The organism is Bradyrhizobium sp. SZCCHNRI3043 (assembly GCF_032377735.1).
GTDB lineage: Bacteria > Pseudomonadota > Alphaproteobacteria > Rhizobiales > Xanthobacteraceae > Bradyrhizobium.
On sequence record NZ_JAUHID010000026.1, the window covers coordinates 1 to 14,443 of the forward strand.

14 protein-coding genes are annotated in these 14,443 nt (G+C 66.1%); 8 read left to right on the forward strand and 6 right to left on the reverse strand.

What is annotated here, in order from left to right; all coding sequences use genetic code 11:
- The coding region (locus QX124_RS29505) for a hypothetical protein (RefSeq protein WP_315799046.1) at positions 1–188 on the reverse strand (188 nt) is incomplete at its 3' end.
- 583 nt (positions 189–771) lie between these two features.
- Between QX124_RS29505 and QX124_RS29510 the strand changes: the two genes are divergently transcribed.
- A complete protein-coding gene (locus tag QX124_RS29510; protein ID WP_315786667.1) occupies positions 772–1,065 on the forward strand; it encodes a hypothetical protein in 294 nt (97 codons plus the stop codon).
- Positions 1,066–1,118: 53 nt separating this feature from the next.
- On the opposite strand, the gene QX124_RS29515 is transcribed toward QX124_RS29510, so the two are convergent.
- From QX124_RS29515 to QX124_RS29530, 4 genes are read right to left on the reverse strand one after another with little or no spacing between them, the layout of a single operon-like run.
- On the reverse strand, positions 1,119–2,069 hold the full coding sequence (locus QX124_RS29515; RefSeq protein ID WP_315786664.1) for an oligopeptide/dipeptide ABC transporter ATP-binding protein: 951 nt from the start codon (positions 2,067–2,069) through the stop codon (positions 1,119–1,121).
- Complete coding sequence (locus QX124_RS29520) at positions 2,047–3,054, reverse strand: ABC transporter ATP-binding protein (protein WP_315799047.1); 1,008 nt, start codon at positions 3,052–3,054, stop codon at positions 2,047–2,049. Before QX124_RS29520 ends, QX124_RS29515 begins: the two co-directional genes overlap by 23 nt.
- Before the next feature lie 2 nt (positions 3,055–3,056).
- A complete protein-coding gene (locus QX124_RS29525; RefSeq protein ID WP_315799048.1) occupies positions 3,057–4,040 on the reverse strand; it encodes an ABC transporter permease in 984 nt (327 codons plus the stop codon).
- On the reverse strand, positions 4,040–5,026 hold the full coding sequence (locus QX124_RS29530) for an ABC transporter permease (RefSeq protein ID WP_315799049.1): 987 nt from the start codon (positions 5,024–5,026) through the stop codon (positions 4,040–4,042). Before QX124_RS29530 ends, QX124_RS29525 begins: the two co-directional genes overlap by 1 nt.
- 490 nt (positions 5,027–5,516) lie before the next feature.
- On the opposite strand from QX124_RS29530, the gene QX124_RS29535 reads away from it, so the two are divergent.
- On the forward strand, positions 5,517–6,866 hold the full coding sequence (locus QX124_RS29535) for an LLM class flavin-dependent oxidoreductase (protein WP_315799050.1): 1,350 nt from the start codon (positions 5,517–5,519) through the stop codon (positions 6,864–6,866).
- On the opposite strand, the gene QX124_RS29540 is transcribed toward QX124_RS29535, so the two are convergent.
- Entirely contained in the window at positions 6,836–7,531 is a 696-nt protein-coding gene (locus QX124_RS29540; RefSeq protein ID WP_315799051.1) for a glutathione S-transferase family protein, read from the reverse strand. The genes QX124_RS29535 and QX124_RS29540 overlap by 31 nt on opposite strands.
- A gap of 335 nt (positions 7,532–7,866) precedes the next feature.
- On the opposite strand from QX124_RS29540, the gene QX124_RS29545 reads away from it, so the two are divergent.
- The 6 genes from QX124_RS29545 (at position 7,867) to QX124_RS29570 (ending at position 14,430) form a co-directional block, all read left to right on the forward strand.
- The gene (locus QX124_RS29545; protein WP_315799052.1) at positions 7,867–8,649 is read left to right on the forward strand and encodes a MetQ/NlpA family ABC transporter substrate-binding protein; all 783 of its coding nucleotides are present in this window, start codon (positions 7,867–7,869) and stop codon (positions 8,647–8,649) included.
- Between the two features lie 55 nt (positions 8,650–8,704).
- The gene (locus QX124_RS29550) at positions 8,705–10,063 is read left to right on the forward strand and encodes an LLM class flavin-dependent oxidoreductase (RefSeq protein WP_315799053.1); all 1,359 of its coding nucleotides are present in this window, start codon (positions 8,705–8,707) and stop codon (positions 10,061–10,063) included.
- Between the two features lie 31 nt (positions 10,064–10,094).
- Positions 10,095–11,723: a rhodanese-like domain-containing protein gene (locus tag QX124_RS29555; protein ID WP_315799054.1), complete on the forward strand. Its 1,629-nt coding sequence runs from the start codon at positions 10,095–10,097 to the stop codon at positions 11,721–11,723.
- A gap of 11 nt (positions 11,724–11,734) precedes the next feature.
- Positions 11,735–12,610 carry an ABC transporter permease gene (locus QX124_RS29560; protein ID WP_315799055.1) on the forward strand — a complete coding sequence of 292 codons (876 nt, stop codon included), beginning with the start codon at positions 11,735–11,737 and terminating at the stop codon, positions 12,608–12,610.
- Positions 12,611–12,692: 82 nt separating this feature from the next.
- On the forward strand, positions 12,693–13,394 hold the full coding sequence (locus tag QX124_RS29565; protein ID WP_315799094.1) for an ABC transporter ATP-binding protein: 702 nt from the start codon (positions 12,693–12,695) through the stop codon (positions 13,392–13,394).
- Between the two features lie 19 nt (positions 13,395–13,413).
- Positions 13,414–14,430: a hypothetical protein gene (locus QX124_RS29570; protein WP_315799056.1), complete on the forward strand. Its 1,017-nt coding sequence runs from the start codon at positions 13,414–13,416 to the stop codon at positions 14,428–14,430.
- Positions 14,431–14,443 lie beyond the last annotated feature (13 nt).

Below are 14,443 nucleotides of genomic sequence, written 5' to 3' on the forward strand. Positions count from 1 at the left end.
CCCTCTTGCTGCCACAGGTCATCCTCGAAATGCCTGTCACAGAAATTATCGTGTCTCACTTCAGGGGTGCAGTCCAGTGCACAAAACTCGTGAGCTTCGCTCGCTATCGAGACCGCCCTCGCTGCCTCGTTCAGCGCGGGGCCCGCGACGAAGGCCCGGGCATCCACGTCTTTCTTCGTGATGACCACGACGTGGATGGCTGTGACCGAGCATGGCCATAACGATGGGAGAGGGGCGAGGCCACTCACGGACGCCCGGTCGTCGTGCGATGGATCATCTGCCCGACGGGCAATCCGCGCATGCCCCGCATGCGCCAACTGCCCGTCGTGCCAGTTTGTCGCGGACTCCTCACTTGCGTCGTCGGGCAAATCACATCCACATTCTCGCGCATCCCGGCTCGCTGAAGAGGGACGTTTCGCGATCGTCACGAGCGTCGAGCCGGAGAGGTGACGGGCGTGTTGCTCTGCAGCCGGGTGTCACAGCCGGGCCGACGAACGGAGCGATGCGACGGCGAAGTGGTGTGGTCCTGGCATCGCGGTGCTGATGCCAAGCCGGCGGTGATGATGATCCGCCGGCGACGGGGGCAAGACAGCCGATCCCCGGGGAGAGCGCCTATAACCCGTTCAAACCGTCGCGCAGGGAAGGCCGGATATTGGGCTGAACCTGTGGTTCTGCCGCGTGCTTTCTGCTGCACGCGGACCGCGGGTATCAGCCGATACCCGGTCTTCCCTGCGCCTCTTCGTCTCAAGGAGAGGTTCACTCAGACAAAACTTGGGCGGAGATCGCCGCGAGATCGCGAAGCCATGCCTGCTGTTTGAAGCGTGGAGAAAGGTTGCCGCACGATGTCGTTGCACAGGGCATCAGAACTTCGCCGATGTACTGGTCGATGTTCGCTTAGAAGGCACTGTTCATTTCGCCCACTGTCATTCCGGGGCAAGGCCGCAGGCCTTGAACCCGGAATCTCGAGATTGTCTTGCGTTCATGTCCAACAAGCTCGAGATTCCGGGTTCAATCGCCAACGCGCCGCCGCTTCGCGGCTTTGCACTGGCGATTGCCCCGGAATGACGGCGAGGACCGCGGCGGATCTGCTCCTTGTGACGGAGTACGAGCAGAGTCAGTCAGGAGTGCAGTGCCGGCTCCGCATGATGGCAGGCGACGTGATGTCCGGCTGCGGCGGCGCGCAGCGCCGGGTCCTGCGTCCGGCAGATCTCGGTCGCGATCGGACAGCGCGGCTGGAAGCGGCAGCCGCCACCGACACTGCACGGATCTGGCAGGTCGCCCGGCAGCGGCGCGGCGTAGCGGCGGCGCGTCGGGTCGGGCACCGCGTCGATCAGCGCCTTGGTGTAGGGATGCAGCGGCCGGTGCCAGATCTGCGCATGGCTGCCGCTCTCGACGATGCGGCCGAGATACATCACCAGCACGCGGTCGGAGAGATAGCGGACGACGGACAGGTCGTGCGAGATGAAGAGCAGCGACAGATTGAGGCTTTGCTTCAGCTCGGCGAGCAGATTGAGGATCTGCGCCTGCACCGAGAGATCGAGCGCCGACACCGGCTCGTCGCAGATGATGAGGTCCGGTCCTAGGATCAGCGCGCGGGCGATGCCGATGCGCTGGCGCTGGCCGCCGGAGAATTCGTGCGGATAGCGGCCGGCGCTGTCCGGCGGCAGGCCGACGCGCGCCAGGATGTCGTCGACGCGGCGCTGCCGCTCGGCGCGCGTTGTGATACCGTGGACCGCGAGCGGCGCACTCAGGATCTCGCCGATGGTCTGGCGCGGATTGAGCGAGGCGAACGGATCCTGGAACACCATCTGCATCCGCTTACGCCGGCTGCGCAGCGCCCGTTCCGGCAGCGATGTGAGGTCCTCGCCGTCGAACAGGATGCGGCCGCCCGACGGCTCGACCAGCCGCAGGATCGTCTTGCCCAAAGTGGACTTGCCGCAGCCGGATTCGCCGACCAGGCCGATGGTCTCGCCGCGCGCGATCTCCAGCGACACGCCGTCGACGGCATGCACGGCGCTGCGGCCTGACGTGTAGGTGGTGGTGAGGTCAGAGACGGACAGCAGCGTCATGAAGCGATGGTCCTGTTGCAATCGGCGGCGTCACGGCATGGCAGGCGACGCTGCGGCCGAAGCCGGCCAGTTGCTGATCCGGGAAGGCAGTGCGGCAGACGTCGCGGCGCGACGGGCAGCGCGGCACGAACGGGCAGCCTTTTTCCAGCACCGCGGAGCTGATGCTGCCGGGAATTTCCGACAGCCGGCTGTTGCGATAATGCAGGTCGTCGTGCAGGCGCGGCGAGGCTGCGAGCAGCCCTTGGGTGTAGGGATGCAAGGGATCGTTGAACAGCGGCTCGGGCCGTGCCTCCTCGACCTTGCGTCCCGCATACATCACGACGACGCGGTCTGCCCATTGGCCGACGACGCCGAGATCATGGGTGATCAGCAGCAGCGCCAGCGACAATTCGCGCCTGAGACGGTCGAGCAGCTCCAGCACCTGCGCCTGGATGGTGACGTCGAGCGCGGTGGTCGGCTCGTCCGCGATCAGGAGCTTTGGCCGGCAGGCCACTGCGATCGCGATCATCACGCGCTGGCGCATGCCGCCGGAGAGCCGGTACGGATAGTCGTCGAGGCAGCGGTCGGGATCGGGAATGCGGACGAGATCGAGCAGGTCGCGCGCCTCGCGCCGCGCCTGGGCGCGCGTCAGCCCGCGATGCAGCCGCAGTACCTCGACGATCTGGCGCCCGATCGTGAGCACCGGATTGAGCGAGGTCATCGGTTCCTGGAAGATCATCGCGATGTCGCGGCCGCGGCGCTCGCGCATCGCGGGCTCCGGCACGGTGACGAGATCCTCGCCGGCGAAGCGGATCGATCCGTCAGTGATGCGCGCCGTCTTCGGCAGCAGCCGCATCAGGGCGAGCGCGGTCAGCGACTTGCCCGAGCCGGATTCGCCGACGATCGCAAGCGTCTCCGCCTCGGCGACCTCAAAGCTGAGGTACTTGACCGGCGTCGCGTTGGGAAAGCGGATTGTCAGCCCTTCGGTGTCCAGCAGGGTGGCCATGGTCAGCGCTTCACGCTGGTGCGCGGATTGAGCACGTCGGTCAGGCCATCGCCGATCAGGTTCAGCGACAGCACGGTCAGGACGATCACCACGCCGGGCAGGGCGGTCAGATACCAGGCGGTGCGGATCAGCTCGCGCCCGGAGCCGATCATGCTGCCCCAGCTGACGACGTTGGGATCGCCGAGACCGAGGAACGACAGCGCGGCCTCCATCAGGATCGCGGTCGCGACCATGACGGACGCCGTGACGATGATCGCCGGCAGGGCGTTCGGCAGGATCTCGCGGATCACGATGCGGCCATGGCCGAAGCCGAGGCTGCGCGCGGCCATCACGAAATCCTTCTCGCGCAGCACGCGGAATTCGGCCCGCACGAGACGCGCGATGGTCGGCCAGGTGACGAGACCGATCGCCCAGGTCACGGTCAGGATCGAGGGCTGCGCGATCGCGACCAGCACGACCAGCAGGATGAAGCTCGGCACGGTCTGGAACAGCTCGATCACGCGGACCAGCACATCGTCGATCCAGCCGCCGCGATACCCTGCGGTGGCGCCGACCAGGATCCCGACGCTGACGCCGATCGAGGTGGCGACGACGCCGATCAGCAGTGACACCCGCGCGCCATGGAACAGGCCGGCGGCGACGTCGCGGCCGAGCGAGTTGGTGCCGAACGGAAACGCCGTGGTCTGGCCGGGCCACAGCAGCGGCCGCGCCACCATCGACAGGGGATCGCCAGGATACAGCCAGGGCGCCAGCGCTGCGGCAATGATGATCAGCGACAGCAGCGCGCCGCCCGCTGCCACCGACGGATTGCGCACCAGACGGAGCACGGTCAGGCGGCGAACATTGTGGCTGGTCGCACTGATCACATGGGTGTCGGCGGCGTGCAGGTTGGGCCAGGACAACGGGCTGACTTCGGCCGAGACGGCAATCGGCGGCGTGTCGGCTTCCGGCTGAAGAAGGGTCGTGCGCGTGTTGATCTGGAGCATCAGCGGGTCTCGATACGCGGGTCAAGCCAGGCCTGCACGAGATCGACCGTAACATTGGCGATGATCACGAGCAGGGACGACAGCAGGAGAATGCCGAGCAGCACGCTGAAATCGCGGCTCATGACCGCCTCGAAGGCGAGGCGGCCGAGCCCGGGCCAGCTGTAGACCGTCTCGACGACGACGGCGCCGCTGAGCAGACCGCCGAGATGCATGCCGGCCACCGTCGTCACCGGCAGCAGCGCGTTGCGCAGCACGTGGCCGAAGGTGATCGCGAACGGCGAGAGGCCCTTGGCCGCGGCAGTCCGCACATAGTCCTGGGTCTGCGCATCGAGCATCGCCGCGCGCGTCAGGCGCGAATAGATCGCGATGTAGAACAGCGCGAGCGACAGCGCGGGGAGCACCATGTAGCGCGCCCGATCGATGACGGCCTCGAAGCCGCTGATGTTGGCGCCGATCGTGCCGGAGCCGCCGCTCGGCAGCCAGCCGAGCTTGACCGAGAACAGGAGGATCAGCATCAAGCCGATCCAGAAGCCGGGGATCGAATAGAACAGCGTGATCCCGACCGAGATCAGCCGATCCGGCCAGCGCCCGGCGTAGGTCGCCATGACGGTGCCGAGCGCGATGCCGCCGGCGAGCGCGAGCGTGAGCGCGGTCAGCATCAGGATGACGGTGCCAGGCAGCCGCTGCGCGATGATGTCGGAGACCGGCAGATTGTAGCGCGGCGAGAAGCCGAGGCTGAAATGGGCGAGATTGTCGAGATAGGCAATCAGCTGGACCAGCACGGGCTGATCCAGCCCGAACCGGGCACGCAGGGCTGCGACCGTCTCCATGGTCGCGGATCCCGACTCGCCGGCGAGCACGTCGGCCGCATCGCCTGGTGCAAGCTGTAGCAGCAGGAAGTTGAGGATGACGATGCCGATGACGGTCGGCACCGCCTGCAACGTCGTCCGCCGCAGCACCTTGGCAAGACGGGTCACGTTCGACATGTCGTCCCTCGGACAATCTCGTGCATTCGCATTATTTCGTTCACCCCCACGCCAGCGCTTGAGTGTCGAGAGTGAATGACGCTCCATCTGATTTTTGAGCACGACGCGATCCGCTTGAGGCGCCGATAGGTGGTGATCGGTCCGAGAAGGGCTACGATATCGCGGTGCTCAACGATCATCACTTCATGTCATCTGACAGTCGGTTGCACGAGTAATCCATCGAACATCTGCCAAATCAATCCACTTTGGAGCTTAGATCGATAATGAAAAGATTACGGCTGTAAAAACTGGCTACAGCGAACGTGTTCACGCGTGCGCTTCACCAACAAAAAAAGCAAATTCTCTGAAGCCCGTGCGTATCATGGCGCATCTGACGTTCCAGTTGCCAGGCGATGCGCGGCGCAAAGAGCCTGAATGGCAGCTCCGCCGATCTCTGTGATCAATTCCTCAACCTGAACTGACCATTTCAACCTCGTCTCGGAGACTCCGGATGGCTCGCCGCAAAGACAAGCTTTCGCTCGGTGCATTTCTTCTGTTCACGGGCCATCACGTCGCGGCGTGGCGCTCCAAGGATGCCTCCGACAGCCAGACGCTGCAGGACTTCGTGCAATTCGCCAGGCTTGCCGAGGACGCCAAGTTCGACGCGGTGTTCTTGGCCGATCAGGTCGGCGTCAAGATCGACCGGCTCAATGCTGCGAGCCGCAAGGCGCATACTGGCGTGTATCCGTTCGAGCCGCTGACCCTGCTGTCGGCGCTGTCGTCGGTGACGTCGCGGATCGGTCTCGTGGCGACGGTGTCGACCAGCTACAACGAGCCGTTCAACGTGGCCCGGCAGTTCGCCTCGCTCGACCGGCTGAGCGGTGGGCGGGCTGGGTGGAATCTCGTGACCTCGACGGATGCCTCGGCCGCGCTGAACTTCAATCATGACGGCCTCATCCCGCATGCGGATCGCTATGCGCGCGCCGAGGAGTTCGCCGATGTCGTCGACGGGCTCTGGGACAGCTGGGACGACGACGCCTTCCTGCGCGACCGCGCCGACGGCGTCTATTTCGACGCAGCCAAGCTGCATGTTCTCGATCACCGCGGTCGGCATTTCAAGGTGAGGGGACCGCTCAACATTCCGCCGTCGCCGCAGGGCCGGCCGGTCGTCGTACAGGCCGGGTCGAGCGAGCCCGGCAAGGCGCTGGCGGCGCGGACGGCGGAAGCGATCTTCACCGCGCAGCAGACGCTCGCCGATGCCGTCGCGTTCTATGCCGACGTCAAGGGCCGGCTGGCCAAGTTCGGCCGCGAGCCCGACGACCTCAAGATTCTGCCGGGCGTGTTTCCGGTGGTCGCGGAAACCGAGAGCGAAGCCAAGGAAAAGTTCGACTATCTGCAATCGCTGATCTCGCCCGAGGTCGGCCTCGACCTGCTCGCGACCTTCCTCGGCACGACGGAGATCCTGAACGCCGATCCCAACGGGCCGGTGCCGGCCTTGAAGGAGACCGAGGGCGGCAAGAGCCGGCAGGCCCTGCTGGTCGACCTCGCGCGCCGCGAGGGCCTGTCGCTGCGCGACCTCTATCTGCGCATCGCTGGCGCCCGGGGGCATTGGCAGGTGGTGGGCACGCCGAGCCAGATCGTCGATCAGCTCGAGGAGCGCTTCGAGAATTACGGCGCCGACGGCTTCAACATCATGGCGCCGACCCTGCCGACGGGCCTCGAAGACTTCATTCGCTTGGTCGTGCCGGAGCTGCGCCGTCGTGGCCTGTTCCGCGAGGAGTATGAAGGCCGCACCCTGCGCGATCATCTCGGCCTGCGCCGGCCCCAGCGTCAGGTGCGTGCGGCTGTTGCGGCGGAGTAGCGGCTGGACAGATAGATCGGCCTCACGAAGGCTCGCAACTCATCATAGCATACCATGACGTGCTCGCGAAATGCGGGCCGCTGTGACAGTCGCTCGTAATAGGCATGGATGGAGGGATGAGGGCGGCGTTCGATGCCGATATCGAAATAGCAAAACAGGATGTGTCCGAACTGGATATCTGCCAGCGTGATCACATCGCCGCACAGGAAATCGCTCCGCGCCAGCCGGGCCTCTGCGATATCGAGCGCACGCGACAGATCTCCGATCGCGCGGCGCACCGTAGGCCAGTCGATGTCTGATGGCGCGGTCCGTACTGTAGCGCCGAAGACCGGCCCGGTGAACGCGAGGGCGATGTTGAGTCTGGCCCACTCGGCCCACATGTCGATCTTGGCGCGATCTGCCGGGACGGCCGGCCAGAATGACGGGCTGCCGTAGCGGGCGGCGAGATAGCGCAGGATCGCTCCCGTTTCCCAGATCGGCCGATCGTCCTCGTCGACCAGCACGGGGATCGTGCCATTGGGATTCATGGCCAGGAATTCCAGCGTGTCGGTTCCGCCGTAGCGATGGCCGACGTCATGTCGCCGACATGTGAGCCCGAGCTTGCCGATGCACCACATCAGCGCCTGGACATTCGAAGATGTTGTCCGTCCCCAAACGGTGAGCATGAAAGGTGCCCCTGCAGCGCGCGGCGGTCCAGTCTCGCCCGAGTGCCCATCCTGCACCCAACCAGACGGCATCTCAACGCATCAATCGTCACTGGATCGCTCTGCTTCTGAGAAGAGTCGAGAATGCGCTGGAATTGTTCACGTTGAGTATCCGCTTCGATCGCTCTCTTTAGGTGCGAACGGGCTGCAGAGAAAGAAGCACACCACGCTCTTCGCGCGCGAGAAACGATCCTTCCCTGGTCGCGGCCAACTTTGGTTGCGCGTTTCATTGTCAGCGCAGGCTTTCGTCTCCACTATCAGCGTCGTTCAATGCGATCTGTTGGAGACCAAGCGACATGAAACGTACGCTGCTTTCGATCCTCGCCGGACTTGTGCTGTTTGCTGTACCGGCGTTTGCCGATCAGAAGATCAAGGTTGGAATCTCCGGCGGCGATGCCGAGATTCTCTGGGCGAAGGTGAAGGAGATCGCAGCCAAGGACGGGCTCGACGTGTCCGTCGTCGTCTTCAACGACTATCTGCTGCCGAATGCGGCGCTCGACTCAGGCGATCTCGACGCCAATGCGTTCCAGCATCGGCCGTTCCTCGACAACCAGATCAAGACGCGCGGCTACAAGATCGTGCCGGTCGGCACTACGATCATCGCACCGATCGGGCTGTACTCGAAAAAGGTGAAATCGGTCGACGAGATCAAGCAGGGCGCTGCGATCGGGATTCCGAACGATCCCTCGAATGGCGGCCGGGCGCTGCTGCTGTTGCAGGCCGAGAGGCTGATCAAGGTCAAGGAGGGCGCCGGCCTGCTGCCGACTGTGCTCGACGTGGTCGACAATCCGCGCAAGCTGCAGTTCCGCGAGATCGATGCCGCGCAGCTGCCGCGCAGTCTCGGCGATCTCGATGCCGCGGTGGTCAACACCAACTACGCGGTGCCGGCCGGTCTCATTCCGGGCAAGGATTCGATCGCGATCGAATCGCCTGCCGAAAATCCCTACAGCAACTTCATTGCGGTGCGCGAGCGCGACAAGGATGCACCGTGGGTGTCGACGCTGGTCCGCGCCTTCCAGAACGACACCATCCGCCAGCTGATCAAGGACCGGCTGCCGGGACAGATTCCGGCGTTCTGATCGCGCGTCGAATGTAACGGTTGGGTCGGCCGCAGTCGATGTCGGGGAGGCGCGCATGGCGAGACAGCTTCATCTGAATCTCAACTTTCTCAACGCCGGCACGTTCGGCGCCGCCTGGCGCTGGCCGGCGTCCGATCCCACAGGCTTCTTCGACATCGACTATTGGGTCCGCACTGCGAAGCTCGCCGAGCGCGCGACGTTCGATGCGGTGTTCCTGGCGGATTTTCCGTCGCTGTCGGACAGTCCTGAATTCCGATCGTTCCAGTCGCTCGAGCCGAGCATCGTGCTCACCGCCATCGCCGCGGCGACCACGCATGTCGGGCTGATCGGCACCGCATCCTCGTCCTATAACGAGCCATATAACATCGCCCGCCGCTGGGCGTCGCTCGATCATGTCAGCCGCGGCCGCGCCGGCCTCAACGTCGTGACCACGGCTGATCCGGCCGCGGGACGCAATTTCGGTGCGGATGTGCGTCCGGCGCACGACGCGCGGTACGAAAGAGGTGCCGAGTTCACCGAGGTGGTCGGGGCACTCTGGGACAGCTGGGACGATGACGCCGTGCTGGGCGACAAGGCGGCCGGGCGGCTCACCGATCCATCGCGGATCCACGCGATCAATCATCGCGGCAAGCACTTTTCCGTCGCGGGACCGCTCAACGTGCCGCGCTCACCGCAGGGGCGGCCGATCGTGGTGCAGGCCGGCGGCTCCGACGCCGGGCGCGACCTCGCGGCGCGCTATGCGGACGCCGTCTTCTCCGTGGCGCTCACCCTCGATGAGGCCGAGGAGTACAGCAACGATCTGCGCGCGCGGACGGTCGCGCATGGCCGGCGCGCCTCCGATATCCTGATCTTCCCGGGGCTCGTCACCGTGATTGGCGGCACCGAGGCCGAGGCGAGGCAGCGCGAGCAGGAACTGTGGGAGCTGTTGCCATTCGAATATGGTCTGCGGCGGCTTGCCGGCACGCTCGGCGTTCCCCCTGAGAGTCTCGAACTCGACAAGCCGTTGCCACCCTTGCCGTTGGCGGCCGACGGCATCCAGACCTTCTTCAAGGGCGCTGTCGCGACGGCCCAGCGCGGCAATCTGACCGTGCGCCAGCTGATCCGCGCGCAGGGCGGCGGCACCAGCCATCGCATCGTGGTCGGCACGCCCGAGCAGATTGCTGACGGCATCGCAGACTGGTTCGCCACCGGCTTCGTCGACGGATTCAATGTCATGCCGGACGTGATCGCCTCCGGCTTCGATGCGTTTGCGGAGCAGGTGGTGCCGCTGCTGCGGCGCAAGGGCATCTTCCGCGAGCACTATGAGGGCGCGACGCTGCGCGACCATCTCGGGCTTGCTCGCCCCGTGCGTCGTGCCGCACCGGGCGAGACGCGCTTCGGCTCGCCGACCAATGTCGCGGCGCTGCGGCCGTAATCTCAGTCGTGGAAGGTCTGGAGACATTGCGATGAACGCACCACTCGTATCGATCGCGCCGTCGCGCTTTCCGAGCATCGATGTCGATGCCCTTGCGGCCCGCCTGCATGAGAATGCCGAGCTGGCGCTCGTCGATGTCCGGGAGGAGGGGGTGATTGCCGGAGACGGCCATATCATCTTCTCGGTCCCGCTGCCGCTGAGCCGGCTCGAGCTGCGCGCCGGCAGCCTGCTCAAGCGACGAGCGGTGCCGATCGTCGTGACCGATAGCGGGCCAGGCGACCTCGCCGCGCGTGCGGCCGCGAAGCTCGCGGAGCTCGGCTTCGTGGACGTGTCGCTGCTGAGTGGCGGTGTGGCCGCCTGGGCCGCCTCGGGCCGCGAGGTCTATACCGGCTCCGGCGCCTATTCGAAGGCCTTCGGCGAATTCGTCGAGCACGCCTACGGTACGCCGCGCATTTCGGCTGAGGAGTTCAAGGGGCGTGTCGATGCCGGCGAGCGCATCGTCGTGCTCGACGGCCGTACGCTGCAGGAGTTCGAGAATTTCTCGCTGCCCGGGGCCCATGCGGTGCCCAATGCTGAGCTGCCGCTGCGCGCCCACGATCTGATCACATCGCCTGATGATCTCGTGGTCGTCAATTGCGCCGGCCGGACGCGGTCGATCATCGGCGCGCAGGCGCTGATCAATGCCGGCCTGCCCAATAAGGTGGTGGCGCTCGAGAACGGCACGATGGCCTGGCTGGCCAACGGCTGGAGCCTCGAGCACGGCCGGCAGGCGGAGCTCCAGCCGCCCAGCAATGCCGCATTGGCGCAGGCGAAGGCCGCGGTCGCGCAGTTGTCACACCGCTTCGCGCTGTCGTGGATCGACGAGGCGGCGCTGGATCGCTTCCGCAGCGAAGCTGAGCAGCGTTCGCTCTACGTCTACGATGTCCGCAGCAAGGCCGAGTTCGAGGCCGGCCATCTGCCTGACGCGCATTGGGCTGAGGGCGGCCAACTGGTCCAGGGCGTCGACCGCTGGGTCGGTGCGCGCAACGCCCGCGTCGTCGTCGTCGACGACGAGGTGGGCGCGCGCGCCGCGATCACCGCGAGCTGGCTGGTGCAGCTCGGCTGGGGCGAGGTGCACGCGCTGGCGGTGCGGCAGACCGGTGAGGGACGGTTGGCCGGGCCGGATCGTCCGCCCTTGCTGCGCGCGCCGCCTGCGGTGGAGACGATCGCGCCTGCCGCGCTGAAGGCCGAGCTCGACGGGGGCGCGGTCACCGTGATCGATCTCGACACCAGCCTCGCCTATGCGTCCGGCCACATTCCCGGCGCAAGATTCGCCGTCCGCGCCAGGCTCGATGTTTCGCGCGACATCGAGGGTGGTTCTGCAATCGTGCTGACGTCCGTCGATGGCATCCTCGCAGCCTGTGCCGCCGCGGAGCTTGCGCCGCGGACCGGACGATCCGTTCGTGTGCTGGCTGGCGGCACGCAGGCGTGGCGCGCGGCAGGCCTTCCGCTGGAGACGGGCGAGACCGCACTGATCCATGACGCTGACGACGTCTGGCGGTCACCTTATCAGCAGCCCGGCGACAGGCTTGCCGCCTTCAAGGCCTATCTCGATTGGGAGGTCGGCCTGCTGGCGCAGATCGAGCGTGATCCGGATCTGTCATTCAAGGTCTTTCCATGAGTCTGGCGGGATTGCCCATCGCCGCTGTCGACGTCGCTGGCCGCGACCCGCGTGACGCTGCGGCGCGTGTGCATCTCGTCGATCTCGGCGCCGGTGATCCCGCGATCGGCAGACGCTCATGGATTGCGAGCGGCCGCGATGCACTCAGGGCGCTGGTGCCGGTCTCGCTCTTGGCGGTGTGGCAGGCGGTGTCCGGTTTCGGCATGGTCGAGCCCACCGTCTTGCCGTCGCCGCTGACGGTCCTCGAAGCATTCGCGGAGCTGATCACGACGGGTGAGCTGCAGGCGGCCATTCCGGCCTCGCTCCGCCGCGCGCTCAGCGGGCTGGCGCTGGGGGCTGGCACCGGTCTGGCGCTCGGCTTGTTCGCCGGACTCTGGCGGCTCGGCGAGGAGCTGTTCGATGCACCGCTGCAGATGCTGCGCACGATCCCGTTCATCGCGATGATTCCGCTCTTCATCATCTGGTTCGGCATCGGCGAGACCGCCAAGATCGCGCTGATCTATGGCGCGACGATCTTCCCCGTCTACCTCAACACCTATGCCGGCGTGCGCGGCGTCGATCCCAAGCTGATCGAGGCCGGCAAGGTGTTCGGCCTCGATCCGCGGCAGATCGCGCTGCGGGTAATCCTGCCGACCGCGTTGCCGTCGATCCTGGTCGGCGTCCGTTTCTCCGCCGGTGTGTCGCTGCTGGCGCTGGTCGCCGCCGAGCAGATCAATGCCCGCTCCGGCATCGGCTACATCCTCAACAACGCCAACCAGAACCAGCGCACCGACGTGATCATCGCCGGCATCATCGTCTATGCGCTGCTCGGCATCGTGATCGATCTCGTGATGCGCTGGGTCGAACGCGCAGCGCTGCCATGGAGGGCCTCGCTTGTCTTTGCATGATCTGGCCAGCGTGCGCACGATCTCACCGGTCGCGTTCGAGACCGGGCAGGGCGCCGTCGACAACGACTTCGGTCCCGAGACCGTGCGGCTGCGCGGCGTTCGGCGCAGCTTCGCCGGCCGCGCCGTGCTCGACGGCGTCGATCTCTCCGTGCGCAAGGGCGAGTTCGTTGCCCTGCTGGGGCCATCCGGCACCGGCAAGACGACGCTGCTGCGCATCCTCGCCGCGCTGGACCGCGCCGACGCGGGCGAGGTCGCCGTGGCCGCCGCGCGCTCCGTCGTGTTTCAGGAGCCGCGGCTGGTGCCGGCGTTGAAGGTCTGGCGCAACGTCGTCCTCGGTCACCCGCGCAATGCCGCGACCCGCCAGCTTGCGGCGACGGCGCTCGCCGAGGTCGGTCTGGCCAGCCATGCCGATGCCTGGCCGCGCACGCTTTCCGGCGGCGAGGCGCAGCGCGTCGCGCTCGCACGGGCGCTGGTGCAGGAGCCAGACCTGCTGCTGCTCGACGAGCCGTTCGCCGCGCTCGATGCGCTGACCCGGATTCGCATGCAGGGCCTGGTGCATGAGCTGGTGCGGCGGCATTCCCCCGGCGTGGTGCTGGTGACGCACGACATCGACGAAGCGCTCGCCCTCGCCGATCGGGTCGTGGTCCTCAATGGCGGCCGCGTGCGCCTCGATGAACACATCGACACGCCGCGGCCGCGGGCGCGCACCGATCGTCATATCGAACTGCTGCGCCAGCGCTTGCTGGCCGAACTCGGCGTCGCGACCGACGCTGCGCCGATCTGAAACGCTCATGAGGATGATGATGAAGACAGCTCTCTCGACAGGTCTCCGCACATCGCTGGTTGCCGCGGCTGTGCTGGCGATCGGCTTCACGACCGCAGCCTTTGCCGAAGGCGCCAAGCCGGTGCTACTGGTCGGCTTCCAGGATCAGACGTTGCCGGAGACGGTCGCCGCGTCGAAAGTGCTCGAAGGCGCGCCCTACGAGGTGCAATGGGTCACCCTGACCGGCCCGGCGGCGCAGCTCTCCGCGCTGTATTCGAAGGCGATCGACATCGGGCACATGGGCGACACCTCGCTGATCATCGAGCAGGGCAAGGCCAAGGACGAATGGACTGCCGCAACCGTCCCGCTGCAGATCGTGGCCGGCTGGCGCACCGCCGACAAGAAATATCCGCCGATCGTGACGGTGGCGCGGGCCGGCACCGGCGTCGAGACGCTGGCCGATGCGAAGGGGCATTCCTGGTCGCACAATTATGGCGGCTACAACTATCTGCAATACGTGCTGTCGCTGGTGAAGGCCAGGCTGACCGAGAAGGACATCGAGGCGGTCCGCCTTCAGGACACCACCACGAGCGCGGCCGCCTTCAACTCCGGCAAGGTCGACATCTTCTCCGGCTCGACACTCGGGGTTGTCGACGCCATCGAGGCCGGCAAGGCGAAGATTCTCGTCAACAGCGACGAGCTCGACATTCCCGCCCTCAACGTCTTCACCGCCCGCGGCGACGTGCTGCGCGATCCGGCGAAGAAGGCGCAGATTGCGGACTTCCTGACCCGGCTCAAGGCCTACTGGGCCTGGTATCCGGATCACAAGGCGGAGATCGAGGCGATCTTCGTCGAGAAGCTGAAGCAGACGCCGCAGCGCGCGAAATTCGTCACGGCTTTCCAGCAATCGTCCTTCGTCGCGTTCGACGATGCGCTGATCGCGCGCGAGCAGCGCATCGCGGACGTGCTGCTGACGTCCGGCGTCATTGCGAAGAAGGTCGACGTCGCCGTGGAGTTCAATCGCGACTTCAACGCGGCCGCCGTGGCGCAGCGCTGAGCCCGACAGAGGA

Excerpts from the sequence above, each read along its gene's own strand:
- QX124_RS29540 (WP_315799051.1), bottom strand. The coding sequence starts at position 7,531 with ATGCTCACCGTTTGGGGACGGACAACATCTTCGAATGTCCAGGCGCTG.
- QX124_RS29550 (WP_315799053.1), top strand. The coding sequence starts at position 8,705 with ATGGCGAGACAGCTTCATCTGAATCTCAACTTTCTCAACGCCGGCACG.
- QX124_RS29545 (WP_315799052.1), top strand. The coding sequence starts at position 7,867 with ATGAAACGTACGCTGCTTTCGATCCTCGCCGGACTTGTGCTGTTTGCT.
- QX124_RS29525 (WP_315799048.1), bottom strand. The coding sequence starts at position 4,040 with ATGCTCCAGATCAACACGCGCACGACCCTTCTTCAGCCGGAAGCCGAC.
- QX124_RS29555 (WP_315799054.1), top strand. The coding sequence starts at position 10,095 with ATGAACGCACCACTCGTATCGATCGCGCCGTCGCGCTTTCCGAGCATC.
- QX124_RS29520 (WP_315799047.1), bottom strand. The coding sequence starts at position 3,054 with ATGGCCACCCTGCTGGACACCGAAGGGCTGACAATCCGCTTTCCCAAC.
- QX124_RS29530 (WP_315799049.1), bottom strand. The coding sequence starts at position 5,026 with ATGTCGAACGTGACCCGTCTTGCCAAGGTGCTGCGGCGGACGACGTTG.
- QX124_RS29515 (WP_315786664.1), bottom strand. The coding sequence starts at position 2,069 with ATGACGCTGCTGTCCGTCTCTGACCTCACCACCACCTACACGTCAGGC.
- QX124_RS29535 (WP_315799050.1), top strand. The coding sequence starts at position 5,517 with ATGGCTCGCCGCAAAGACAAGCTTTCGCTCGGTGCATTTCTTCTGTTC.
- QX124_RS29570 (WP_315799056.1), top strand. The coding sequence starts at position 13,414 with ATGAAGACAGCTCTCTCGACAGGTCTCCGCACATCGCTGGTTGCCGCG.